Source organism: Flavobacterium xanthum, from assembly GCF_900142695.1.
Lineage (GTDB): Bacteria > Bacteroidota > Bacteroidia > Flavobacteriales > Flavobacteriaceae > Flavobacterium > Flavobacterium xanthum.
On sequence record NZ_FRBU01000007.1, the window covers coordinates 18,321 to 45,002 of the forward strand.

A 26,682-nucleotide genomic window follows, 5' to 3' on the forward strand; every position below is an offset into this window, starting at 1 on the left:
TACTCTAATGTTACTAAATTGTTAAGTAAAAGTTTTTTTATTGTAAAATGTTTTATACATTTGTTAAGCTAATATGAATTTAAAAATCCAAACGACATGAAAAAATATATAATATTAACCGCATTACTTTTCTCAGGGATAGCATTCGCTCAAGAAAACAATCCAAAACTAGAAGCTGTAGGTGAATTAGTTAAAACAACGTACTACTTTGAAAACGGAAAAGTACAACAAGAAGGTTTCTTTAAAAACGGGAAACTGGAAGGAGTTTGGACTTTATACGATACGAATGGTAATAAACAATCTGTTGCCACTTATAAAAACGGAGAAAAAACTGGAAAATGGTTTTTCTGGAATGGAAATAACCTAAGTGAAGTAGATTATTCTAATAGCCGCATCGCTTCCGTAAGAACATGGAAACAAGACGCATTGGTTAATCGAGATTAAAAAAAACCTCATTATAATTTACAAAAGCTTTCGTTTATGCGAAGGCTTTTTTTGTGGAATCATTTGTTTATTCGAATATTAAAAAAATGCAAAATTAGTTATTTCGCTTACTGCTAAAATTAAAAATAAAGTAGTCGGCACGAAGATGTTGCAATTTTAATGATCGAATTTTACTTAAAACTCGATGTTCAAATTTGCCTTACTTAGAATCCATAAACGCTTCGCAAAGTTTCCAACTTTGAGGATGTGAATTTCAGTTTTAAACTGACGATAACGCCCAAGTAAGCGAAATTTTTTTTATGGAGCGGTTCTTAAACAAGTGGGAGACACTTGAGAATTTCTAGGCCTCCGCGCTCGTTATTATAGGCATCTTTTACCAATTGAAAAGTCCGAAAAAGAATTACTACCAATACTATTTTAACTAATTTTAATCAATTCGAACAAGTCAGTGTAGTACCTATTTAACAATAATGTCCTATTTTTACCCAACTTAATAAAATACAAGAATTGCAATGCCTACACTAAACTGGATTGGAAAAGAAAAAGTAATCAATCATCATCAAGATGTTCCTTATAAAATACTAGAACCGCAATATGGTTTTACGGATGGAATAGAACAACCTGAACCCAATAACAGTGGTAATAAAATCATACATGGCGACAACCTTGAAGCCCTAAAAAGCTTATTACCCGAATACGAAGGCAAAATAAAATGTATTTATATTGACCCACCTTACAATACAGGAAATGAGAGTTGGGTGTATAACGACAATGTAAACCACCCAAAAATAAAAAAATGGCTAGGTGAAGTCGTGGGTAAAGATGGTGAAGACCTTACACGACACGATAAGTGGCTGTGCATGATGTATCCAAGATTGAAATTATTGCATAAATTATTAGCGGATGATGGTGCAATTTTCATTAGTATCGATGATAATGAACAGGCAAATTTGAAATTGATATGTGATGAAATTTTTGGGGTGAGAAATTTTGTTACAAATGTTATTTGGGAAAAAAACTATTCACCTAGAAATGATGCCAAATATTTTTCTGCATCACATGATTTTGTGCTTGTTTTTGCAAAATCTAAAAATAATTGGAAATTAAATCTTGCTCCCAGAACTGAAAAACAAAATAAATTCTACAAATACAACGACGATGATGGTCGAGGAGTTTGGAGACCAGATAATGTTTTAGTTAAGTCATTTTCTCAGTCAGGAGTTTTTGGAATTGAAAATCCAAATAACGGCAAAATACACTTTCCTCCTCAAGGAAATTGTTATCGTTTCAATGAAGAAAAATCCAAATTAATGTTAGCTGAAAATAAATTTTATTTCGGAAAAGATGGAAATGGAAAACCTCAATTAAAACGATATTTATCAGAAGTAAATGACGGAGTCGTTCCACAAACAATATGGAAATATGATGAAGTATCGCATAATCAAGAAGGTAAAAAAGAATTAAACATTATCATAGAGGGTAATGTTTTTGACAGTCCAAAACCACATCAATTAATTAATCGAGTTTTAGAATTATCAACCGATAAAAACTCTATAATCCTAGACAGCTTCGCAGGCTCAGGAACAACGGCTCATGCAGTTCTGAATCTGAACAAGCAAGATGGTGGTAATCGCAAATTCATTTTGATAGAAATGGAAGAGTATGCTAATACAATTACTGCCGAGCGAGTGAAAAGAGTTATTAAAGGCTATGGTGAAGACAAAAAAGGCGTAGAAGGCACAGGCGGTAGTTTTGATTATTACCAACTGGGCGAACCTTTATTTCTTGAAGAAGACATTCTAAACGAAGCCGTTGGGATTGATAATATCTTAAAATACATTTGGTATTCAGAAACGAGAACAGCATTCACAAACATTCAAAATTTAGAACAGGATAACTATCGTATTGGTTCAAAAGATCAAACCGATTATTATTTTTATTATACAAAACAAGCCGTAACCACAGTTGATTACGATTTCATGGCACGAATAAAACACAAAGCCAGTCAATATATCATTTATGCTGATAATTGCTTATTAGAGAAAGATTTCATGTTGAAACATCATATTATTTTCAAGAAAATACCAAGAGATATTACTCGTTTTTAAAATAAAACAAGAAATTTATAATTGCACAAGATTATGGAAGAAGGTTTAAGTAAATTTATATTATACACAGCACCGAGCGGAGCCATAAAAGTTGATGTTTTGTTGAAAGACGAAAGTGTTTGGCTTTCACAAAAAGCAATGTCGGCATTATTTGAATGTTCTACTGATAATATTTCATTGCATTTAAAAAACATTTTCGAAATCAATGAGTTAGAAGAAGATTCAGTTACCGAGGTTTTCTCGGCAACTGCTTCCGATGGTAAAAATTATAATACAAAACATTACAACCTCGATGCTATAATTTCAGTAGGATACAGAGTAAATTCGATAAAGGCAGTTCAGTTCAGAAAATGGGCGACACAAGCCTTAAAGGAATATATTGTAAAAGGATTTGTACTTGATGATGATAGATTAAAACAAGGACAAACACTTTTTGGCAAAGATTACTTTAGAGAATTATTACAAAGAGTACGTTCGATCCGCGCCAGCGAAAGAAGGATATACCAACAAGTAACTGATATTTTTGCGGAGTGTTCAATTGATTATGACAAAAATGCCGATATAACCAAAGGCTTTTATGCTATGGTTCAAAATAAATTCCATTTTGCCATAACCGGCAATACTGCAGCTGAGATCATAGCTAAAACTGCAGACAGTCAAAAAGAGAATATGGGATTAACTTCATGGAAAAATGCCCCTGTTGGACGAATACTAAAATCAGATGTTATTATTGCTAAGAATTACTTGCAGGAAAAAGAAATCAAACAATTAGAAAGAACCGTAACGGGTTATTTTGATTACATCGAAGGATTGATTGAGCGAGAAAACACTTTTACTATGGAAGGACTAGCAACTAGCGTTAATAAATTCCTATCTTTTAACGACTATAAAGTTTTAGAAGGAAAAGGCAAAATGAAAAAAATCACCGCTGATAAAAAAGCGATTGCAGCATACGAAACATTTAATAAAACCCAAAAAATAGTGTCTGACTTTGACAAGGTAGTTAAAGGATTGAGGAAAGGAAAATAGTTAGGAGTTATAGCTGATAAAAACTTGAAGAAGAACTAAAAACAGAAAGAGATGGAAGATAAGAAATATTATTCTCTTAGGAAAGAAATGATTTCAGACGAACAGCAGATGAGTTTTGAAAATCTAAAAAAAACATTTTTAATAGCTTATAATAGCCTAAAAGTAGGTCTTTATTTCCAGAAGTATTTAGAAGAAACCGTATCCCATCAAGATCATCCAATTAGCGTTGAAAATAAAATTTTTCTTAAATTAAGAAAAGACAGTTTATATCCAATTGAGGAATACTTACCTAATTATACTGAAGAGGATCTTTTTGATATAATAGAATTTCTACACGATCATTGTTCTAAGGGTTTAGACCCGGGATATTTAACGAATGAAACTGGTTGGAATTATTATGGCTGTACTGAATTTGATGATATTGAAGGACAAAAACATTATATAGAATTACTAAACCCAATTTTACAAGAATACAAACATGGGTTTGAGATTTCAGGAAGCGGGCATATTTTAAATCTCCCCGAAAATGGACTTTCTAATTTATTAGAGGCAATTATTCCAACAGACGATACCGAAAATATAAAAAACAGAATAGACTCTGCTATTCTAAAATTCAGGCGTTCTAAATCTACACATGATGAAAGATTTGCTGCCATTAGAGAACTTATTGATGTTTTAGAATTCATAAGACCATCTATTAAAGAACATTTGATAAGTGATGATGAAAAGGCTCTTTTTAATATTGTCAACAATTTCGGAATCAGACATCATAACCAAAAACAAAAGACAGATTATGATAAGCCCATTTGGTATAGTTGGATTTTCTATTGTTGCTTAGCGACATTACACGCTGTTTTACGATTAGCAGAAAAGAAAATAGTATTTAATCAGTTTGACGAAAATAAAAAATAATTATGAATGAGGAACAACAACTCATAATTCATAACTTAAAACTCATAATTTTAAAAATATGGAGTTAAAATCCTACCAACAACAAGTTATTACCGATTTAGATTTTTTTTTAGAATATCTCCAAAAATACGACACACCTTCCCTTGCCTTCAAACAGTATTGGGAAGACAAAGTAGGAGCATATGAATTGAAGCTTGACGGTACTTATAGTGGAATGACAGCCTATAAAGACAATATCAAAAACACGCCTCACATTGCCATAAAAGTACCTACCGCGGGAGGAAAAACCTTTATTGCTTGTAATGCTATTCATTCCATCTTTAGCAGTTATGAAAGTAGCCGTCCTAAAGCAGTTGTTTGGCTTGTGCCCTGGAGTAATCTTTTACAGCAAACCGCATCAAATTTATCAGATGCATCGCATCCGTATCGTCAAAAACTAAATACACTATTCAATCATAGTGTAGAAGTCTATGAAAAAGAAAGTTTGTTGCAAGGAGCTAATTTTAACCCAACATCGGTTTCGGAACAATTGAATATTTTCGTTTTCAATTTTAGCAGTTTACGCATCAATTCTAAGAAAAAAGACGACCGTAAAATTTACCAACAAAACGGAGCATTAGAAGCTTTTAGAGATAGTGTTGTCGGGCAAGATTTAGTGTTACCAGACACAGATGAAAGTGCTTTAATCAATATTATCAGAAGCTTGAACCCTTTAGTTATTGTTGATGAAAGTCATAATGCCGAAAGTGATTTAAGTATTGAAATGCTTCAAAACCTTAATCCTTCTTTTATTTTGGATTTAACGGCGACACCAAAGAAAAACAGTAATATTGTTAGTTATGTAAATGCCATCGAGTTGAAGAAGGAACACATGGTAAAACTACCAGTAATTGTATACAACCACAGCCGAAAAGAAGAAGTAATCAACAGTGCTTTACACTTACAAAGACAATTAGAACAATTGGCGATTCAAGAAAGCTTAGACGGTGGTAAAAAGATAAGACCTATTATTTTATTTCAAGCACAATCTAATATCAAAGGAAGCGACAATACCACCTATACTAAGATCAAAGAAAAGCTAATCGAATTAAAAATTCCCGAAGAACAAATCAAAATCAAAGTTAGTGGTTTAGACGAATTAAAAGGAATAGATTTAATGGACGAAAAGTGTCCAGTTCGCTACATTATAACCGTCAATGCTTTAAAAGAAGGTTGGGATTGTCCATTTGCTTACATCCTTGCATCATTGGCAGATAAATCATCGGCAGTTGAAGTAGAACAAATTTTAGGTCGAGTTTTGCGCCAACCTTATGTGATTAAACATAAAGAACCATTGTTGAACCTTTCATTCGTTTTAACAGCATCAGCTAAATTCAATGAAACTTTAGACAACATTGTTAGAGGTTTGCAAGATGCCGGTTTTAGCAACAAAGACTACTATGCGGAGGAAATCATAAGCGAAGAGGTAACTACTGTTCTTACAGATAAAGAGGTTCTAAGCAATGAATTGTTTGGTTCTACAGAAAACAGTACTATTCCTTCTTTTGACGATGCTGACATTACAAATATCAATGTAGGTGCCATTAATTTTGACCCTACAGAAAAAATAATACCATCTACTACCAATACAGCCATAAATCTAATAACTCAAAAAGCAATTGAGGAAGGCAAAGCGTTTGAAACAAGATTGACTACAGAGGATGGAGACAATACGGAATACCTTTTAAGAGAAATGGGAAAAGAACCAAAAAGATATAAAATAGTAGAACATTTTAATCAAGTAGCAGAAACAATATCACTACCTCAATTTTATAAAAAATTAGAGGAAAGTGTATTAAATCAAGAATTAGTTTTTGAAGAATTGAGCCAAGGAGAAGTATTCCTAAACAGAGACCAATTATTGAGCACCTTCAAGTTGTCTTCTAAAAACATTGAAATAGATTTTAATAGCGTTACTGCTGATGTAGTAAAAGTGGATTATGATGAAAAACGAAAAGATACTGTAATTTCAAAATTCAGTATTCAGGCAAAAAAAATGCTGACTGATACCATTCTTGCAAAGCCTAAGGAAAAACAAGTTAAAGACATAACGAGTATTATGGTGGGTAAAATTGGTAATATGACACCCATTGCAGAACAAGAAATAAAAAAATATATCGAGCGAATTTTTAGCGAATTTTCTACCGAAGAAATTATTGATGCCGTAAATAATGAATACAATTACATTTATAAAATAAAAGCTAAAATTATAGAATTAGCAAACCAACACGCTAAAGAAGAATTCAAAAAATTACTGGACACTAATAAAATAATTGTAAAGCCAAATTTCAAATTCAAAAGTACTTTAGTTCACAGCAAAGAAGGAGCTATGATTAATAAATCGCTGTATGAGCGTGAGGGAGACATGAATAATTTTGAACAAAGTTTAATAATGGATGTTGCCTCATTGGACAATATTTTATTTTGGCATAAAAACTCAGAGAGCAAGGACAAAGGTTTTTATCTTAACGGATTTAATAACAATCATTATCCTGACTTTATTATTTACACTCAAAAACAGAACATCATATTAGTAGAAACCAAAGGCGATTTTCTAGATAACGATGATAGTAAAGCCAAAAACATTTTAGGCAAAAAATGGGCCGAAAAATCAGGCGAAAACTATAAATACTTCATGGTATTTGAGAATAAAAATGTTGAAGGTTGTTATACAGCTAAGAATTTTTTAGATATTATTGGGGCTTTATAAAATTTTTGATGTAACATTTTTAAAATAAATCAATGGCTATTAATAGAATGATGAACTTTAAATTTATAAAATAAATCCGATTCAGAGATATTTAAATTGTGTAGACGAATAGTTACGTCAAAATATTTAATTAAATCTATGATAAATTAAAACCTCACAAAAAAAGACTTTATTTGTATAAATAATTAACAACAAAGTTATTATAGATAAATGGATATCATTCAAGAAAACCTTACAGAAGTTAAGTTTCAATATTTCTCCTTAAAATTTACTCCTTTAAATCATTTAAGCGAAAAACTGGATAGTAACGACATTATGAGAAACGTTATTACCTACATATCAAATAAACTTATACAAGATAAGGAAGGGCATTTAATTGACAGACATGAAGGAAGACCAAATAGCAATAGAGAACTCTTTATGAATCGAGCGGTATTTCTTCATAAAGACAAAAGAATTAGATGTTCTATAGCTTTATTAAGAAGTGGACGATTGCCTTTACTAAAACCCAAAGAGCAATATAAATTAGTTTCTATGAAAGAGCTCGGAAGCATTGCAGAAGAAACACATTTTTTTATTGATTATAGCAAAAAATTTCCTGTAATATGTTATGAATATCAACATTATGGCCCACGTATGTCTGATATTGAGTTCTATTTTAGAAATGTTGCTCATAAAGTTCTAAGGCAGAGTAAAGCCACGGAAGTAAGTATTTATATGGATGTATCTATAGATAAGGCATTAAGTAATTTAAAAAATGTTTTGAATATGGAAATAAAAGTTCAGCCAAAAAATCTCCCTCAACTCGATGCAGATATACAGGGAAAATATTTTAGTGGAATGAACAACATATCAAATACTTTAAAACCTAAATTCATTAAAATTGAAACTTTATTTCAAACTCCTGGAAAGGGTATTACAAGTAGCGAATTGAACAAGGAGGCAAATAAAATGTTTACTGAAATGCTTCAAAGATTTAAAAGACCTACTTTCAATTTGGACACTTTCGATTCATTTGTCGTAAAATATGAAGACAAAGAAGGACAAGAGGAAGTATTCAATCTATTAAATAGTAAACGGGAAACTTTACTCGTAGTCGATTTGAAGACTGTTACAAAATCAAAAGACTGGTATAATTTAATTAATGAAGACTTTAACACTTTGATGGATACATTATGATCTTAGACAAGTATTTCAAGAGACCTTTTTTATGGGATTCTTCGTTTGCAGTACTTTTTACAATATTAGGTTACTTATTAGTTTATAAACAAATAATTATAATACCTAAAATTGACGACTGCATTTCAATTACAACAGATGTTATAAACATTAGCCTAACGATGTCTGGTTTCATATTAACCCTTCTAACGGTTTTAATAACTTTTAAAGGAGGTTCAAAAATTAATAAGCTTGAAATTGATAGTAAGGAAACATTATTTGACCTCTTCTTTGCAACTGGTTTATATCATGAAACTGTTCGACATCTAAAAAACTGTATCAAGTCTCTAATTATTGTGGCTATTATTGGATTTACTGTAAAGATATTTTGTCCAGAAACCTTTAAGCCAAATATTTTTTATTTTAACATTTTTGGATTTACAATCATAATGATGACAATTTCTAGATGTCTTTTGATTTTAGAAAAGATTATGGACTTACAGAAAGAAAATGACGAAAACCAAAACTTATAAAAATTTGGCCACCCTTTTCGTCCCCCACTAAAATCAAAAAACCTCTCAATCATATGATTAAGAGGTTTTTAAGTACCCGGAGCCGGAGTCGAACCGGCACGGTTTCCCACAGGTGTTTGAGACCAGCGCGTCTACCAATTCCGCCATCCGGGCTTAGCAGACCTGAAATAGCGACAGCTATTTCAACGCAATAAAAGAGGTGATTGTGTTTAAATCAATCATCAATTCCTTTAACACGGTGCAAATGTAAAAAATAATATTAAATGTTCAACTAAAAATACTTAATTTTTTCCTTTCAGAGTTGAATAAATTTTATAAATTTGCACCTCGTTAAAAACACAACACACAACTAACTACACCCGAGGCAAATACAAACAGAGAGCAGATGCAAAATCACAAAGTAAGCCTGTTTGTAGCAAATCGGAATAAAAACAACAAACTAAATGTTACACCTAGAACCAGAAGCTAAAATTTTTGCTTGTTCACAAAGTGTCTATCTTGCTGAGAAAATAGCAAAGGAATACGGAATCCCTTTAGGGAAAATTACCATGTCAAAGTACAGTGACGGTGAGTTTCAACCTTCGTATGAAGAGTCTATAAGAGGATTGCGCGTATTTATTGTTTGCTCTACTTTTCCAACAGCAGATAATTTAATGGAAATGTTACTAATGATTGATGCTGCAAAACGTGCTTCGGCAAGACACATTACGGCAGTAATCCCATACTTCGGTTGGGCAAGACAAGATAGAAAAGACAAGCCGAGAGTTCCGATAGGAGCTAAACTAGTAGCTAATTTATTAGATGCAGCAGGCGCAACAAGAGTAATGACCATGGATTTGCACGCCGATCAAATTCAAGGATTCTTTGAAAAACCGGTAGACCATCTTTTTGCATCAACCATCTTTTTGCCTTATGTGAAAAGTTTAGGACTAGACAACTTGACTATCGCTTCGCCAGATATGGGTGGTTCAAAAAGAGCCTACGCCTATTCTAAATTTTTAGAGTCGGATGTGGTGATTTGTTACAAACAAAGAAAAGAAGCCAACATTATCGACACCATGGAATTAATTGGCGAGGTAAAAGGTAGAAATGTAATCTTAGTCGATGACATGATTGATACCGGAGGCACTTTGGCGAAAGCCGCTGATTTAATGATCGAAAAGGGAGCATTGAGCGTTAGAGCCATCTGTACCCACGCTATTTTATCAGGAGACGCCTACGAAAAAATAGAAAAATCTAAATTACTAGAATTAATAGTGACCGATTCTATTCCGTTGAAGAAAGAATCAAAAAAAATAAGAGTGTTGAGTTGTGCACCTCTTTTTGCTGAAGTAATGCACATGGTACACCACAACAATTCCATCAGTGGAAAGTTTATCATGTAAATCCTTACCTACTCGCGATGGCCATCGAGCCAATCAAAAGGAGAGGAGAGAAAAAATGAATAATAATTATTAACTATATTTTTTTTACAATGAAATCGATTACAATTAAAGGATCAGAAAGAGAAAGCGTGGGCAAAGTTGCGACTAAAGCCTTACGTAATGCTGGATTGGTTCCTTGCGTATTATACGGAGGAAATCAGGCAGTTCATTTCTCAGCAGAAGTTATGGCTTTCAAAAACTTGGTTTACACTCCAAACGCTCACACAGTTGAGATCGATCTTGGAAAAGGAAAATCATTTAACGCAATTTTACAAGACATTCAGGTTCACCCAGTGTCTGACAAGATTTTACATATTGACTTCTTTCAATTATTTGATGACAAAGAAATCACTATGGAAGTTCCTGTAAAAGTTGTTGGAACCTCTAAAGGTGTTCTTGCAGGTGGTGTTTTACGTTTGAACACGCGTAAACTTAAAGTAAAAGCTTTACCAAAAAATCTTCCAGATTTTATTGAAGCTGACATTACTCCACTTGAAATGGGGAACAAATTGTACGTTACTAAATTAGCAAACGACAACTACAAATTGATTCACCCTGAAAACACGGTTGTTGCTCAAGTAAGAATCTCTCGTGCGGCTATGAAAGCAGCTCAAGAAGCAGCAAAAGCAGCGAAAGCTCCAGTAAAAGGAAAGAAAAAATAATCTTTTTTCTATCAAATTTAAAAGCATCAGTTGTAAAACTGGTGCTTTTTTTATGATTTATAATCGCTACTTATTTCGCATTTTTAGGAGCAACACTCCTTCGATATTACACCCTAATCGTCCCGCTTTTCGTTGCAATCTTATTGCACGCTAAAAAGCGAGCAATAAGGATTTTCACTACAATCTGGGCTACTCTACACTTTTATTATTCTTTATGTAATTCCTCCCTAACATCTGGAAATTATCTAAATATGTAATAGTCAAATCATGTAATTAAGTTTACTTTTGCAATATGATAAAATGGATTTCAAATTTAATCTCATCACCACAAATAGAAGACAATACAGCTAATATGAAACCGGAGGTTCACGAACACAAAAAAAACAATATAGAAAGCGTGAGTAATAAATTTTTAATAGTTGGACTTGGTAATATAGGCGCTGAATACGTCAATACAAGACACAACATCGGATTTAAAATAGTGGATTTCTTGGCTAAGAAAGAAGGAATCAATTTTGAAACTGTCAAACTAGGCGCACTAGCGGAATACAAATTCAAAGGAAGAACGTTTCTACTTTTGAAACCAAACACTTATATGAATTTGAGCGGTAAAGCCGTTCAATACTGGATGGACAAAGAGAAAATTCCTTTGGAAAATATTTTGATAATTACTGATGATTTAAACCTCTCTTTTGGAACCATTCGCATCCGACAAAAAGGAAGCGATGGTGGACACAACGGATTAAAGAACATCAACTTAGTACTAAACACGCAGAACTACGCTCGATTCCGCTTTGGCATCAGTGATGAATTCAAAAAAGGAAAACAAGTAGACTATGTGCTTGGCGACTGGGATGATACAGAAAAAACAGCACTGCCAGAAAGACTAGAAGTAGCATCAGAGATAATAAAATCTTTTGGCACCGCAGGATTAGAAAATACCATGACTGCTTTTAATGGGAAATAAAAAAGCCTTAATGTCCATCGAAAAGAAAAATTATTTAATTTTATACCAAAATAGCATCTTTAACTTGACCTCGTTCACCTACTTACGTAGAAAAATATAACCCTAATCCTATTTTCGAATCTCACCAATAATTAAGCTGATTTCCTTGAATTCAAAAAATACTGACACCATGAAAAAAATTACTTTTCTTTTATTATTAACTCTCCATTTTACGGTCAGCGCTACTTTCGCTCAGGTCAGCAACACAAAGGAAGTAATGCTTTTTGGCAAAAAGAAAGTAATCAAAGCAGGCTCCATAATTCGATGTGCCACCACGGAATATGAAGACTATTTGAAAGCCAAAAATCCTAAACGATTGTCTACAGCTGAATTTGAACAATGGATTGCTCCCAAAGTCAACTTGGAGAAAAACAAACCAGAAAATTCGCCTAAAGAATTTAAAACAAATGCTGTTATAACCATTCCTGTAGTTGTGCACGTGATTCACAACGGAGACTTATTAGGTGCAGATGAAAATATATTTGATGAGCAAGTAATTTCTCAAATTCAAGTACTAAATGAAGATTTTAGAAAAAAACTAAACACTCCAGGCTATAACACCAACCCAGTAGGAGCCGATGTAGAAATTGAATTTGCTCTAGCAAAACGAGATCCTGCAGGAGTATTATCAAACGGAATAAACCATGTGAATTTAGAGCAAGAAAGCTGGTCTACCGATGACATTAATACTATTGTAAAACCACAAACACAGTGGGATCCTGAAAAATATTTAAACATTTGGATAGTAAAATTTACGAGTACAGAACTTTTAGGCTATGCACAGTTTCCAAGTGGATCTGGACTTTCTGGCATAAGCGCAGATCCTGGAACAGCTGCTACCGATGGGGTAGTCATTGGATATGCTTTTTTTGGATCATCCAGCTACTTTCCTGGTGGGACCTATTTAACAAATTACGACAAAGGACGAACTACCTCACATGAAGTAGGACATTGGCTTGGCCTAAGACATATTTGGGGAGACGGAGGTTGCGGTGTAGATGATTTTTGCAATGACACACCCATCGCGGGACAATCAAATGAAGGCTGTCCAACAGGTGTTGACTCCTGCCCCACTTCTCCTGGCTTAGACATGATTGAAAACTATATGGACTATACCAATGATGCCTGCATGAACATATTTACGGCAGATCAAAAAACGCGTATGATCACCGTTATGAATAATTCCATAAGAAGAGCCGCTTTAAAAACCTCTGATGCGCTTACCCCAGGCGTTGTATTTACCAATGATGCCGCTACAATTGTTCTAAACTTAAATATTATTCCTTGCAACAATTCTTTTATTCCAGTTATCAAAATAATCAACAAAGGAAGCGCAAGATTAACCTCGGCTTCAATTACTTACGGAGTTGACAATGCGAACTTGCAAACATATAATTGGACCGGCTCTCTTGCCAACAACGAATCCCAAAACATCACCTTAAATAACGTGACTTCAAGTGGAGGAAATCATAATTTCACTGCAACAATCATTAGCGCAAACGCAACCACGGATCAAAATTCGAATAACAATAGCAACACGGTAAATTTTGACATTACCAAAAACTACGCTACTAACACGGTGACATTTTCATTGCAATTAGACCGTTTTGGAACAGAAACTACCTGGGAACTTACTAATGCAACAGGGACTAAACTGTATCAAGGTGGTCCTTATACTGACACGCCTACAAACAGTCCACTTCCCGCACCTATAAAAACTAGTTTTGACCTACCAACTAATGGCTGTTATACCTTTACTATTTACGATACTGAACTGGATGGTATTTGTTGTGATTACGGAGTTGGTTCTTATACGTTATCGACACCATCAGATGAGATTATTGCTACCGGTGGAAAGTTTGGCGAAGTAGAGTCTAAAAGTTTTATAATTGGATCACTCGCTACAGCCGACATAACAAACTCAAACGCTGTCTACTTGTATCCCAATCCTACATCAAATATATTGAATCTTGTTGTTCAAAATAAATTAGAAACTCCGGAAGCCTACACCATTATCAATAGTTTAGGTCAAATCATAAAAACAAAAAAGATAGAAACAGAAGAGGATCTACGCATAAACGTTTCCACTTTGTCTCAAGGTATTTATTTTTTAAAATTATCTAAAAATCAAGCCGAAACAAGCACCGTTAAGTTCATTAAGAAATAAAATAACCCTTAATTAACTAAAAAAGGATTGAAGTTTTCAATCCTTTTTTAGTTATATCAATTGGATACCTTAAATTTGCGCTATTATAAAACACTTGCTTTGAATATTTTTCATTCTATAAACGATTTCAGTTCCACAAAAAAAACAATTATAACGTTAGGAACCTTTGACGGAGTTCACATTGGTCACAAAAAAATTCTGGAAAGAGTACTTCAAAACACTGATAATGAAAAATACGAAAGCTTAGTGCTTACTTTTTTTCCGCATCCTAGAATGGTCCTACAAGAACATTCGGACATACAATTGCTCAACACCATCAATGAAAAAATAGATTTACTGGAGAAAATTGGCATCGAAAACCTTGTAATTCATCCTTTTGACGAAACATTTTCAAGATTGACTGCTGAGGAATTCGTAAAGACGATTCTTGTAGATTGCTTTCATATCCAGAAAATAATTATTGGTCATGATCATAGATTTGGAAGAAATCGAACAGCAAACATTGATGATCTGATTGCTTTTGGAAAACAATATGATTTTGAAGTTGAACAAATATCGGTTCAGGAAATCAATGACATTTCCGTGAGTTCAACCAAAATTAGAAATGCGTTATTGCACGGAGACATGACTTTGTCCAATGAATATTTAGGTTATGATTATTTCCTAACTGGAAATGTTATTCAAGGAAAACAACTGGGAAGAACGATTAATTTTCCAACAGCCAACTTAAAAATCGAAGAAAACTACAAATTGATTCCCAAAAACGGAGTGTACATTGTAAAAAGTATATTGGACCAAAAAACTGTTTTTGGAATGATGAATATTGGATTCAACCCAACAGTTAATGGAGATGTTCAGTCTATTGAAATCCATTATTTCGATTTTGACAAAGACATTTACAACAAATCTATTTGTGTTTCAATACTAAAAAGAATTCGTTCCGAACAAAAATTTGAATCGGTTGACCTCTTAAAAGAGCAACTACAAATTGACAAAAAAAACGCACTTGCCTTTATAAACACTTTGTAATTTCTCAATAAATTCTTTCGTTTTTTGATAAAAAATTCCCTTTTTTTATTTAATTTTGAGTGTCACACATTTTTTATCTAAAAAAAATGATTTTTCAACTTTTAAAACCAGCTTTATGAAAATACCGAAAGAATTAGTAAATGGATTCATTATAGTAGTAGGCATTGGAATTTATTTCTTAATAATGGAACTTTTGGGTCTAGCAGATATTTATCTTTTACGCCTTTTCAACGTCCTGTTTATTTTTTATGGTACGCATAAAACACTTGAGGAAAATTTTGCTCAAGGGAAAAGGATACTGGTTTCTAATTCCGTTTCCGCACTATTCACAGCATTAACAGGAGTCTTTTTAAGCATTATTGCACTAATTATTTACAGCTATTCTAGAGGTGGAAATGCCTACATTGCATCATTGTCCAGAACGTTTTTATTTGGAGGTGATCCATCTATAATGAGTTATTCCATCTCCTTATTATTTGAAGGAATTGTTTCCGCGGTAATTGTTACCTTTATGCTTATGTTATACTGGGATACCCGTTATACTACAGACAAACACAATACAAAATCTTAAATTAATTTATCCTTAGTCATTTTTTAAAAAAACTTCGTAAAAGCAATATCAAAGTCTTTTACGCGGTTTTTTTATTTATTTATAATTATGAATTAATCCTATTTAATTAAAAACAGCTTTTTTAATACAAAAGCACTTGTACATCCCTACATAATTATAGTTGAGTAAATTTTTATACTGGGCTTTTCAATACTATTGCATTGGTTCTTTAGAACAATTTAACTACTTTTGACACATTATAAAATCGTATCAATGAGCATTACAAAACACAATTGGACCAAAGAAGAAATTATTGCACTATATAACAAACCTATGATGGACTTGCTTTATGAAGCAGCTTCTATTCATAGAGAGCATCACGATCCTAACGTGGTTCAAGTTTCGACTTTATTGTCAATAAAAACAGGTGGCTGTCCAGAAGATTGCGGGTATTGTCCGCAAGCGGCACGATACCATACTGACATTGAAGGAAATGATTTAATGTCTGTTAGTCAAGTAAAAGCACAAGCTTTACGTGCAAAATCAAGTGGTTCGTCCCGTGTTTGTATGGGAGCAGCATGGAGGAACGTAAAAGACGGTCCTGAATTTGATCAAGTTTTAGAAATGGTTCGCACCATCAACAAACTAGATATGGAAGTGTGCTGTACTCTTGGGATGATCACTGAAAACCAAGCACATCGGTTGGCGGAAGCAGGTTTGTATGCCTATAATCACAATTTAGATACCTCTGAAGAATATTATAAAGAAGTTATTTCGACACGCGGCTTTGAAGACCGCTTGCAAACCATAGTCAATGTTCGCAAAACCAACGTTACCGTTTGTAGCGGTGGTATCATTGGAATGGGAGAAAGCATCGAAGACAGAGCAGGAATGCTAGTGGCGCTTTCTACATTAAATCCTCAACCAGAATCAGTGCCTATAAATGCTTTGGTTGCTGTTGAAGGAACTCCAATGGAAGAAGAAAAACCAGTAGAAATATGGGAAATGATCCGAATGGTAGCCACTACCAGAATCATCATGCCGGAAACCCAAGTTCGTTTATCTGCTGGCAGAATGAACATGAGCCGTGAAGGTCAGGCCATGTGTTTCTTTGCTGGTGCCAATTCTATTTTTGCTGGTGATAAGTTACTTACAACTCCAAATCCTGACGTAAACGAAGACATGAAAATGTTTGAAATGTTAGGTTTAAACCCTCAAAAACCATTTACAAAAGTTTCTCAACCACAAACCGTTGAGGCTGAAAATTCTCAATTTGCTCCACTTGGTGAAAAACCAAAATGGTCCAGACCTGGACATACTATCGAAAAAAATATTGAGGCTTCTGCTAAAGAAAAATAATAGTTTTTTAAAATCAATACTAAAAACCATCTTGTTTAAGCAAGATGGTTTTTTTATGAAAATTAGTAGCGCACTTTCTTAGTAACAGAAAGCCCGTTTTGCATACCTATTTTTACCAGCACTATTTGAGGAGCTAAAAACCAATTTGTTATGGAAAAATCGGTCTTATTTATACCGTTTTTGTGGTATATTTTTTTCCCTTCTAGACTGTAGATTATAATTTCCTCGATGAATTCCTTGGTTGAATTTATGCGCAATTCTTTATTTTTACATGAAACAAAAAGGGATTCTGTATCCTTTTCCGTATCCTTCACACTCAAGATTCTACTTATAAAATGAATAACAAAACGGTCATTAAAAGTCCCAATTGCAGTAGTAAAAGCATAATCTTCCTGGGTTACATCCACTACGGTATTACTCCATTTATCCTCGATAAAAATGCTTTGATTTGCTAAAAGCCCATCTGTTTCATCGATTTCAATTGTAAAGTTCCCCGCTACTGTACTAGTGAATCCCAATTTAATTTCATCTGTTGGATCAAAGGGTAAAGCTCTCCCTTGTATCACTAAATTCTTCTCTTGATTAATGCTGTAAAAGTCTAAATACTGATTCCCATCAAAACTCTCTCCATCAATAGAAGGATCAAAATCATTTGTAGCTCCCTCGGCATATCCTATCAAAATCTGCTTGAAAGCTCCATCGCTATTCGATAAATTGAGCCAAATACGATGTTTTTCCATCGTGCTGGATTTGGATTTTTTTGGTGAACTTACTTTAAAAAAATTAGTATTCTGACCCACAAGCCGCATTGTATTATTAAAAACAGCAAATCCACCGCCATTATTACTCGTCACAAAAAAAGACTGTCCAGAGGCTATTTTTCCATCTGGTTTTGCATTATTAACTCCTGAATTTAAAGCAGCACTTGTACCTACACCTCCTAGAAGATTGTATACTGCATAATCATCTGAAGTATATACGTTTTTATTAATAGCAGTATTGTGTGTCCAGAAATAAATGGTTCCGTCTATAACTCCTTTGTTCCCATTTATAAAGGAATCTGCATTTATGGCTGAAGGGTAAGGATTACCAATCAAGTTGGAAGTATCGGTTGCCGCTATTGGAACTGAAACCAAACCATTATTTGGAACTCCTTTAAAAATAGCTTCGTAGTTTGCTGCGGTAGTTTCGGAAAAAGCCTTTGGACCACGTATAATATAACCTCTACCGACGGACATTAAATTACTTGCATTCTCATTAAACCAGGAATCTCTCAATGCATCAAACGAATAAAATTTATCTATAGGCGTGTCGGGAGAAACGTCAATCAATTTTTGTCTTGAAACGGGTGAGGACCAATACGTGTAGTCAGTCACGAGCATAGGAGTTGTTTTTCTTTTCTGCTCAATGGTGCCTGAATTATTGACTTGCTCTTCAGATTGATACAAAGCCGCATTATTTTCTAGAATTAAGGTCCCTAAACCCCCGTAGTCAAAAGCCAAACCTAAGGTGTTTCCATCTAGAACTGTAACTGTATTTCCTGCACTGATAGTACAAGAACAGGAATTTAGGTTACTTACTGCGGTATAATTTTTGTTAAAAATAAGAGTCTTTTCTGCCGAGGGGATTCCATTGTTCCAAAAAGACCCATTCCAAACAGAGCTATTGGTACAAAGCTTAATCCGAGCCAAACGATGCTTTGCTACACCAGAAACAGAATTAAAATTACCTCCAATCATCACTTTATTACTTGGTGTAAAACAAATACTAAATAACGTATTGTTTAAATTCACACTAAAGGTCGCATCATAGATTCCAGTGGAAAGAAGACGCACCATTCGCCTGACTGCTGTTCCATTATAATTTCCAGCAAACGTTCCTCCAATCAACAATCGGTCATCTGGCTGGACAAGGATTGCCCTAATTTCTCCGCTACTAAAACCAGTTCCGGTTGTAAATGACGTATCTAAACTACCGTCACTGTTCAATCTCAGGATTCTTTTGGCGGAAACGCCTTTGTAATTTAAAAATACGCCACCCACAATTAGCTTGTTATCTGATTGTAATACAATTGTGTAGACATTTTTATCAAAACCAACACCTGTTGAAAATCCCAAATCTAAATTTCCATCTGCATTCAACCGAACCATCCTATTGTGAGACACCCCATTAAAAAGAGTAAACTGGCCACCCAAAACAATTTTTCCGTCTGGTTGCAACAAAATACAGTCTACAATAGCATCCGCACCAGAACCAATGGCAAAACCAGAATCCAAAGTTCCATCAGGTAATAATCGAACAATTCTATTGACATTAATACCATTGTAACTGGTGAAATTTCCCGCTACAATTATTTTGCCATCTGGCTGTAACGCCAAAGCATATACCTGAGTATTGAAACCCGTACCAATAGTAAAAGCCGCATCAATTTCTCCATTCGCTTCGATTCTGGCAATCCTATTTCTTACGATACCATTGTAATTTGTAAAAACGCCGGCAATAAGAACTTTGCCATCAGGCTGTACAATAGCGGTTTTTACAGAATTATTGGCTCCGGTAGCAGCAGTATTAAAAGAAGAATCAAGAATTCCATCTTCGGACAAGCGCGTTACTCTGTTGCAAATGGTTCCATTGAATTTGGTAAAACTTCCAAAAACCATCGTTTTATTATCTGCTAAAGCAATTACTTTTAAAACCGAATTATTAAAACCCACTCCAGCGGTAAGGTAACCGATATCTAAAGATCCAAAAACATCAATTCTAGCTAGACGACCTTGAGTTTGGGAATCAAAAACTAAAAACGAACCACCGATATACCACGAGTTTGTTACTTCCTCTGTAATCGCATTCACTGTGCCAGTTGAGGGTCCAGATCCAATATCGAATGCTGGATTTATCACTCCATTAGCCTCTAACAAGATGATCTTATTAACATCAGTTCCATTATAAGTGTCATTAAACGAGCCTCCAATTATTATAGCACCGGCAGCGCTTACATTAATAATTTCAACTGTACCGCTACTAAATCCTGATCCGGAAATAAAAGAGCTGTCGACCGATCCGTTGGAGTTCAACCGAATTATTTTATTAGCCGTAACACCATTAAAATTTAAAAAGGAACCTCCTATCAAAATCTTGCCATCCGTTTGCGTTGTAAGTGCTGATACGTTGGCATCAAAACCCGTTCCTGTAACAAAAGTAGCATCAACAGAACCATTGGAGTTCAATCGCATTATTCTACCACAGGCAACGCCATTGAATGAAATAAAGGAACCTCCCAACAGAATTTTTCCGTCTTGCTGTATATGGACTTCCTCTACCAATGAGCTGGCACCAATTCCCATTGCGAATGTTAGATCCAAATTTCCATTGGGTAAAATTCTAGCCACACGGTTTGCAGTAGCTGAACCATACTTTGTAAAGCTACCAACTATGATAATGCTACCATCAGATTGCAAGGCTAAGTCATACACGATTCCAGTAGTTGCCGCATTCGAAGTATCAAAAGTAGGATCCCGAGAGCCATCAGGATTCAATCGAATCATTTTTCCGGCGCTAGATCCATTAAATGCTGTAAAGTTTCCTCCTACAATTATTTTTCCATCCGGTTGTATTAAAGTACAATACACATTAGCCTGAAAACCGGTACCCAATGTAAAGGAAGGATCTTTAGAACCATCCGGCAGCAATCGACATAAATAGGGAGTTGCACCTCCATTAAAGTTCAAAAAATCACCTCCCACAATCAGTTTTCCATCAGCCTGCAACGCCGTTGTTCTGACTGTTCCATCAAAACCGTCGCCCTGTAAACCGTCATCATAGGTGTTGAATGCTACATCTACCTTTCCTTGTTGAGAATAAGCGGGATTTAAGGTCGAATAGAGAAATGCAATCACGAAGTAAAGTAGTTTTGTTTTCAAATCTAGAGTGGCTTTAAAAATCTATTAGCAATAGCGATAGTATCAGAACTAAAGTATTTTTAATAAAAGTAAAGACAATCTTTCCTATTCACAATACCCACATTTAGTGATATTTACATAAATAAAAACCCCATTCAGTCTACAACAGAATGGGGTTTTTATCGGATTCAAAATTTAGTTCCTTGAGTCTAGAAAACAACTTTTTTTGAGAGGACCTGACCGTTGGTCAATGTCACTTTTACTATGCCTATTTGGTTCTTCAGAGCACTATTTGAAGTTCGGAATTCATTGCTGTTTACTGCTGGATTATCAATGATTTTTCGACCCAGAATATCAAAAACCATAATTTTTTTTATGGTTTCCAATTCTGATTTTATCTTTAATTCATTTTTATCTTTAGAAATAACAATTTGCCGCTCTAGGATACCAAAATCATCCGTGCTTAGTGTTTTATCCGTATAGCGCAATACAAAGCGATCATCAAACGTTCCGACTGCAGAGATAAAATTATAAGGATCTTCTTTTAAGTTATGAATAACATTTAATACTTTATCTTCTAAGAAAATACCTTGTTCTTCTAAAAATAGGCCGTCATAATTGTACACCGCTATGGTTGCTGGTCCAGCTTGATTTATAGCATAGCCCAATGGAACAACATCCGTATCTACAAATGGAACTGCTCTACCTTGAATAACCATTTTGCTTGTGCCAATTAAACTGTACATGGCATACGGCTGCGCATCATCATAAACATAACTGTCGTACCCATTTTCAAATTCATTAGTTGCATTTGTCACATACGCAACTGTGGTTTGGCTTGAATTAACCGTATTATTCGTCATCCTTAAATAAATTCGGTGGCGCTCTTCTACTTCCTTTTTTGCTTTTGTTCTATAAAAATTGGTATTGTCAATATTATCACGCATAGAATTGTTAAACGTAAGATTGCCTGCTGCATCGGTTTCTATAAAAAATCCTTGGCCTGATGCTATGTATTGCGTTGGATCTATTACATTTCCAGTGCCCGTATCGACTCCAGACCCTCCTGATAAGTTATAGGTAGCGTAATCCGACGCCACATAATCATTCCCTGATAACGTGTGATTATGAGTCCAGAAATACAAAGTTCCTGTTATGGTTTGATTTATAGTCCCTGGATTTGCTGTACCTAAGATATTTGCAGCAATAAAGGCATCAGCATCAAGTGCTGATGGGTATGGATTACCAACTAATCTTTCCCCCAAATTATCTGAACTTCTAACCGTTAAAGGCACAGTGATTGTTCCATTGTTAGGCACACCTACAAACTGAAAGGATGTTGCAGTTGGAACTGTGGCATTAGTACCTTCTGGGGATCGAATGGCGTACCCTATTCCAGGTGTAAATACTGTTGTACTCTGGTTAACATTTGCCCAATCATTATTATAATCAAAAAATTTATCACTTTGAGTATTTGGAGAAAAATCATATAAAGTTTGTGAACCACTTGTAGGTGATGACCAGTACGTAAAATCATCATTTATTATTGGTGTCGTATTTCTTTTTACCATTATAGTTCCTGTATTTACTCCAGTATAAGTAGTCTGAATTAAACTGGCATTGTTCTCTAGTGTTAAGGTGCCTGGCGTAGTAACTGTAACCGCATTATCTACACTTACTGAAACTCCACCTTGTACTGTAACTGCTCCATTGCTAACGGTAAGTGTATTGTTAATGTCTAGATCATTTGTGACACTATAACTTCCTGCTACACCACTGAAGAGTAGATTGTTATAACTTCCGGCTGCTACAGTCTGTCCAGCACCGTAATATTCAACTGTACCAGATGAAAAAGCCTTTCCATTGGCAGCACCAGAAAAACGAATCGTTCCATTCATATTCACCAGAATGCTATGAGTTAAAGCGCCTCCAATCATGTCCAAAACCGCATTTTGGGTAGCTATATTAAGACTTCCTACTGACAAATTAAATCCATTCATACTAAACCTGGAATTGCCACCCGTTACTATATTAAATTGATTTCCAACTGCAATATTGCCCGAAGCTGTTTGAGTTCCAGATGTATTATTAAGTGCTAACGTACTACTGTATGTTCCTCCAACGACAGTTTGACCGCCTGTTAAAGAAGTATACAGAACGGAATTTGCCCATGTTTTTCCAGATGGGATTGGAGTAGCTGATGCATTTGCTGTTCTTATTTGACCCAAACCAGCATTAGAAAAAGAAACGCCTCCAATCAATGCAAAATTTGACATGTCCAGCACTGAATTAACAGTGCTGTTATTCAATATTCCGTTTATAGTTATCCCAGCCAATGCATTTAAAGGGGTGGTGCTTTTAGAATTGGTTAAATTATTAAATACATTTATTCCAGTACCACCTATATTTTGAGCAATAGAGCCATTAAAAGTAGTAGTACCACCGCTAGTTAAAGTGCCATTGTTAATCCAATTACCGCTAATGGTCAAAGTGCTCGAACCTAAAATAGTCAATGTAGCTCCACTCGCAATACTTAAATTACGACAAACACCACCTGTCGTGCCAATATTAGGTTGATTGGACGCAGCGGAAATAATTACATTCGTGCTGGCGATTGGAATAGTTCCACCGCACCAGTTTCCCGCCGTATTCCAGTTATTACTAATAGTACCTAACCAAGTCCCAGGGGTACAAGCGATAGCAACATTTATAATTCCTGTTGTGGAAGTACCAAACCTTGCAGCATCACTATTTGTCGCGAAAGAGGCTGTGCCTCCCCAAGATGTTGAAGCTTGTGTAACTCCGCCAAAAGTAAGTGTTTGTACAGTTGAAGTTGTACCGTTTAATAGGAATGCAGTGGCTGAAATACCGATTGCTAGTTCATCTGCTACCGTTGTTGCTCCTGTAAAAGTTTTATTCCCTGAACCGCTAAGAGATAAATTTCCATAATTTTGTGCCGCAATAGATTGAGCACCTCCATTATAATCTACGGTACTTGCTAATGTTAAATTATTGGTCGCAAAACCAGAAGGAAAAGCTCCTGTCCCACTTACAAACAATGTAGCCCCATCATCAACCGTTAATATTCCTGCACCTGAAAGCGCAAAACCTCCAGTACTTAAACCACCTCCAACACTATTATCGACTGTAAGTGGTACCGACGAGCTAAAAATTTTATTGCCATTACTCGTAATTATTCCTGTATTCAAGACAGTTACTCCTCCTGTCGCCTCAAACGGCGAAACCCATTCCGATCCCGCAGCCAAAGGTGAGGTTCTATTGTACTGCAGTTTAGCTATTGTTCCATAAATAGGCATTGTATTTACGGTGGCTATATCTTCCATAGAAAGAATGCCGATAATTGTAGGAACCCCTGTTAAAGTTTTTAGTCCAGAATTAGAAAATATAAGATTATAAAAAGTAGACGCAGTGGCTAATGTTTGAGCTACTCCACCAAAATTTACTGTTCCAGTTCCAGCCATAAAATTAGTACCGGTACCATTCCAAGCAGTACTACTAGTTGCATTTACATTAAGCCTGCTTGAACCACCGTTTAAAATTCCGTTTGATAAAGTAACAGTACCTGATAAAACATGAGTGAATCCTGCGCCTAGATTTAAAGTTCCTCCAGTTCCATTAATGGTTAGAGCACCTCCGCTGACAGGGCCAGTAAAAATTGCTGTACCTGCAGTTTTTGTCATAGCTATTGTTCCCGTTGTTGAAAAAGCTCCAATATTCTGAGGCACTGTACCAGCAATAGTAACACCACCTGTCGTTCCGCTTACGGTCCCATTATTGCCTAGGTCTCCATTTAAAGTCAATAAAGACGTTGTTAGCGCTAAATTACCGTTACTATTTACAGTCAATGGGATACCATTATTAAAAGATCTAGCTGAAGTTATCGATACTGTACCAATATTGTCAATTACAACTCCGCCGGTAGCTGCAAAAGGCGTAACCCACTCTTCCAAGGTGGCGACATAAGCAGTCCCTTTACTATATTTTAAACTCGCATTAACACCATAAGTAACCACTCCAGTAGTAACCACGATACCTGCTGTTGTACCTCCCAAAGTTAATGTTCCATTAACCGTAGGTGTTGTTGGAAAAGTCTTATTCGAAGTACCTGAAATTATGAGGTTATTGTATTCTCCTACTGCTGCAGTTTGAGTACCAACCCTATAATATTCTACTGTCCCAGTTCCTCCAATAAATACTGCAACAGTTCCAGAAAAACTTCCACCTACTTTCAGGTAACTTGAGCCACAGTTTAATGTGCCAGCCGTTCTTGTAATATTTCCTGTAAAAGTATGTGTAAGCCCTGAGGCCCCAAGATTTAATGTCCCACTAGTTCCATTTAGCGTTAAAGAAGCACCATTTACATTTCCTGTAAATGTAACCGTACCGCCAGTTTTAAACATGCTTGTTGTACCAGTAGTTGTGTATCCTTGAATAGTTTGATTGGCTGCTCCCGTAAAGTAAACCAACCCTCCGTTAGTTAGCGTAAATGCTCCTGAATTACTATAATTACCTCCTAAATATAATCTTCCATTGGCAGAATAAGTTACTGTTCCTAGGTTGCTAAAATTACCGATAGTCATGGTAATTCTTCCTGTTGTTGTTAAGGTAAAGATACCCGTACTTGCATTGGTAAAATCACCCGATGTTAGATTTACTTGTCCTGAAGTAAGCGACACATTTCCATTATTAGTAAAATTCCCCAAAAGTGTTACGACACTTGAGGTCCCTGTTATTGTACCACTATTATTAAAATTCCCGTTAACGGAAATTGCTCTAGCCCCAGTACTCAAAGTAGCTCCTGTGTTAACGGTAACATCATTAATTAAGGTGTTTGCTCCAACGGTTACAGTATTTGCGCTTATCCCATTTCCAATTATAATATTAGGCCGATTACCTGTTGGTGTTAAATTCCCAAAAGTAGCCGTCCCGGTAAACAGTATTGTGCCAGGCCCATTTACTCCATTACTTGTCGTTCCGCTATTTAAAAAAGTTCCTGCAACGGTTAATACTTGACTACTATTTATGTTTAATTTACTGGTTGCGGTACTCAAATTAAGATTAGTAATACTCGCAGCGGTTGTCACCGTTACTGCATGTCCTGCAACTATAGTAACATTATTTGCAGCACTAGGAACCACGCCTCCAACCCATGTCGCTGGGGTATTCCAATTTCCGCTTCCAGCAGAAGTTATCGTCTGTGAATTAGCCACTATAAAAGAAAAAAGCAACACAACAAAGAATAGTGTTTTTCGAACTGTAAAACCAAAACGAAACGCACCCAATAGATCACCAAATTCGAAAGGAAAATCAGTACTACTATTACTGTTTTTTTCTATTTTTTGGGTTTGTAATGAAGCGGCAAACTGCGCTAAAAGTATAAATAATGGGGAACGTAATTTTTTAATCATAAGGATGTAGAATTGATTTGCGGGGCGATTATAAGAAAACAACTAAATCTGTTTTATCATAATAGTTACAAAAGCAAATCATATTCCCCACAATTCAAAATTAATCCGATTAAAAGCAACTAACATAGACCAAATACAAAAAATGATGCGTTTTGTTTTAAATTTTACAAACTAAAAAAATTATAAAGCAAAAAAAATCCCATCATATTAAAAATAAAATGGGA

At 35.0% G+C, this 26,682-nt stretch carries 16 protein-coding genes and 1 tRNA gene; 14 read left to right on the plus strand and 3 right to left on the minus strand.

All coding sequences use genetic code 11. From position 1 onward, the window contains the following. The first annotated feature begins 96 nt into the window (after window positions 1-96). From BUC11_RS04345 to BUC11_RS04375, 7 genes are all read left to right on the plus strand, one after another. Window positions 97-444, plus strand: a complete 348-nt coding sequence (locus BUC11_RS04345; RefSeq protein WP_073352281.1) for a toxin-antitoxin system YwqK family antitoxin — start codon at window positions 97-99, stop codon at window positions 442-444. A 512-nt stretch (window positions 445-956) separates the two neighbouring features. After that, window positions 957-2,552, plus strand: a complete 1,596-nt coding sequence (locus tag BUC11_RS04350; protein WP_073352283.1) for a site-specific DNA-methyltransferase — start codon at window positions 957-959, stop codon at window positions 2,550-2,552. Between the two features lie 33 nt (window positions 2,553-2,585). Continuing rightward, window positions 2,586-3,581: a virulence RhuM family protein gene (locus BUC11_RS04355; RefSeq protein WP_073352285.1), complete on the plus strand. Its 996-nt coding sequence runs from the start codon at window positions 2,586-2,588 to the stop codon at window positions 3,579-3,581. Window positions 3,582-3,632: 51 nt separating this feature from the next. Continuing rightward, window positions 3,633-4,493 carry a hypothetical protein gene (locus BUC11_RS04360; RefSeq protein ID WP_073352286.1) on the plus strand — a complete coding sequence of 287 codons (861 nt, stop codon included), beginning with the start codon at window positions 3,633-3,635 and terminating at the stop codon, window positions 4,491-4,493. 58 nt (window positions 4,494-4,551) lie between these two features. After that, the gene (locus tag BUC11_RS04365; RefSeq protein WP_073352288.1) at window positions 4,552-7,242 is read left to right on the plus strand and encodes a DEAD/DEAH box helicase; all 2,691 of its coding nucleotides are present in this window, start codon (window positions 4,552-4,554) and stop codon (window positions 7,240-7,242) included. A 210-nt stretch (window positions 7,243-7,452) separates the two neighbouring features. Then, the gene (locus BUC11_RS04370; RefSeq protein WP_073352290.1) at window positions 7,453-8,421 is read left to right on the plus strand and encodes a hypothetical protein; all 969 of its coding nucleotides are present in this window, start codon (window positions 7,453-7,455) and stop codon (window positions 8,419-8,421) included. After that, the gene (locus BUC11_RS04375; RefSeq protein ID WP_073352292.1) at window positions 8,418-8,933 is read left to right on the plus strand and encodes a hypothetical protein; all 516 of its coding nucleotides are present in this window, start codon (window positions 8,418-8,420) and stop codon (window positions 8,931-8,933) included. The genes BUC11_RS04370 and BUC11_RS04375 overlap by 4 nt, the downstream gene beginning before the upstream one ends. Window positions 8,934-9,006: 73 nt before the next feature. On the opposite strand, the gene BUC11_RS04380 is transcribed toward BUC11_RS04375, so the two are convergent. Continuing rightward, a tRNA-Leu gene (locus BUC11_RS04380) sits at window positions 9,007-9,086 on the minus strand. A gap of 290 nt (window positions 9,087-9,376) precedes the next feature. Between BUC11_RS04380 and BUC11_RS04385 the strand changes: the two genes are divergently transcribed. From BUC11_RS04385 to bioB, 7 genes are all read left to right on the plus strand, one after another. After that, window positions 9,377-10,318 (plus strand): ribose-phosphate pyrophosphokinase, encoded by a 942-nt coding sequence (locus tag BUC11_RS04385; RefSeq protein WP_073352294.1) that lies wholly within the window; start codon window positions 9,377-9,379, stop codon window positions 10,316-10,318. Between the two features lie 89 nt (window positions 10,319-10,407). After that, the gene (locus BUC11_RS04390) at window positions 10,408-11,019 is read left to right on the plus strand and encodes a 50S ribosomal protein L25/general stress protein Ctc (protein ID WP_066079356.1); all 612 of its coding nucleotides are present in this window, start codon (window positions 10,408-10,410) and stop codon (window positions 11,017-11,019) included. A 292-nt stretch (window positions 11,020-11,311) separates the two neighbouring features. Further along, window positions 11,312-11,986, plus strand: a complete 675-nt coding sequence (pth, locus tag BUC11_RS04395; RefSeq protein ID WP_073352295.1) for an aminoacyl-tRNA hydrolase — start codon at window positions 11,312-11,314, stop codon at window positions 11,984-11,986. Window positions 11,987-12,155: 169 nt separating this feature from the next. Next, window positions 12,156-14,192 (plus strand): M43 family zinc metalloprotease, encoded by a 2,037-nt coding sequence (locus tag BUC11_RS16900; protein ID WP_175547726.1) that lies wholly within the window; start codon window positions 12,156-12,158, stop codon window positions 14,190-14,192. A gap of 99 nt (window positions 14,193-14,291) precedes the next feature. Then, the gene (locus BUC11_RS04405) at window positions 14,292-15,221 is read left to right on the plus strand and encodes a bifunctional riboflavin kinase/FAD synthetase (RefSeq protein WP_073352430.1); all 930 of its coding nucleotides are present in this window, start codon (window positions 14,292-14,294) and stop codon (window positions 15,219-15,221) included. 115 nt (window positions 15,222-15,336) lie between these two features. Continuing rightward, window positions 15,337-15,792: a hypothetical protein gene (locus tag BUC11_RS04410; protein ID WP_066079607.1), complete on the plus strand. Its 456-nt coding sequence runs from the start codon at window positions 15,337-15,339 to the stop codon at window positions 15,790-15,792. 252 nt (window positions 15,793-16,044) lie between these two features. Further along, entirely contained in the window at window positions 16,045-17,130 is a 1,086-nt protein-coding gene (gene bioB, locus BUC11_RS04415) for a biotin synthase BioB (RefSeq protein ID WP_073352299.1), read from the plus strand. A 62-nt stretch (window positions 17,131-17,192) separates the two neighbouring features. On the opposite strand, the gene BUC11_RS04420 is transcribed toward bioB, so the two are convergent. Beyond that, complete coding sequence (locus BUC11_RS04420) at window positions 17,193-21,026, minus strand: delta-60 repeat domain-containing protein (protein ID WP_073352301.1); 3,834 nt, start codon at window positions 21,024-21,026, stop codon at window positions 17,193-17,195. A gap of 212 nt (window positions 21,027-21,238) precedes the next feature. After that, the gene (locus BUC11_RS04425; protein ID WP_073352303.1) at window positions 21,239-26,458 is read right to left on the minus strand and encodes a T9SS sorting signal type C domain-containing protein; all 5,220 of its coding nucleotides are present in this window, start codon (window positions 26,456-26,458) and stop codon (window positions 21,239-21,241) included. Between the last annotated feature and the right edge of the window lie 224 nt (window positions 26,459-26,682).

What these genes read in the sequence shown, in the direction of transcription:
- BUC11_RS04345 (WP_073352281.1), top strand. Translation starts at nt 97, where the DNA reads ATGAAAAAATATATAATATTAACCGCATTACTTTTCTCAGGGATAGCA.
- BUC11_RS04350 (WP_073352283.1), top strand. Translation starts at nt 957, where the DNA reads ATGCCTACACTAAACTGGATTGGAAAAGAAAAAGTAATCAATCATCAT.
- BUC11_RS04355 (WP_073352285.1), top strand. Translation starts at nt 2,586, where the DNA reads ATGGAAGAAGGTTTAAGTAAATTTATATTATACACAGCACCGAGCGGA.
- BUC11_RS04360 (WP_073352286.1), top strand. Translation starts at nt 3,633, where the DNA reads ATGGAAGATAAGAAATATTATTCTCTTAGGAAAGAAATGATTTCAGAC.
- BUC11_RS04365 (WP_073352288.1), top strand. Translation starts at nt 4,552, where the DNA reads ATGGAGTTAAAATCCTACCAACAACAAGTTATTACCGATTTAGATTTT.
- BUC11_RS04370 (WP_073352290.1), top strand. Translation starts at nt 7,453, where the DNA reads ATGGATATCATTCAAGAAAACCTTACAGAAGTTAAGTTTCAATATTTC.
- BUC11_RS04375 (WP_073352292.1), top strand. Translation starts at nt 8,418, where the DNA reads ATGATCTTAGACAAGTATTTCAAGAGACCTTTTTTATGGGATTCTTCG.
- BUC11_RS04385 (WP_073352294.1), top strand. Translation starts at nt 9,377, where the DNA reads ATGTTACACCTAGAACCAGAAGCTAAAATTTTTGCTTGTTCACAAAGT.
- BUC11_RS04390 (WP_066079356.1), top strand. Translation starts at nt 10,408, where the DNA reads ATGAAATCGATTACAATTAAAGGATCAGAAAGAGAAAGCGTGGGCAAA.
- pth (WP_073352295.1), top strand. Translation starts at nt 11,312, where the DNA reads ATGATAAAATGGATTTCAAATTTAATCTCATCACCACAAATAGAAGAC.
- BUC11_RS16900 (WP_175547726.1), top strand. Translation starts at nt 12,156, where the DNA reads ATGAAAAAAATTACTTTTCTTTTATTATTAACTCTCCATTTTACGGTC.
- BUC11_RS04410 (WP_066079607.1), top strand. Translation starts at nt 15,337, where the DNA reads ATGAAAATACCGAAAGAATTAGTAAATGGATTCATTATAGTAGTAGGC.
- bioB (WP_073352299.1), top strand. Translation starts at nt 16,045, where the DNA reads ATGAGCATTACAAAACACAATTGGACCAAAGAAGAAATTATTGCACTA.
- BUC11_RS04425 (WP_073352303.1), bottom strand. Translation starts at nt 26,458, where the DNA reads ATGATTAAAAAATTACGTTCCCCATTATTTATACTTTTAGCGCAGTTT.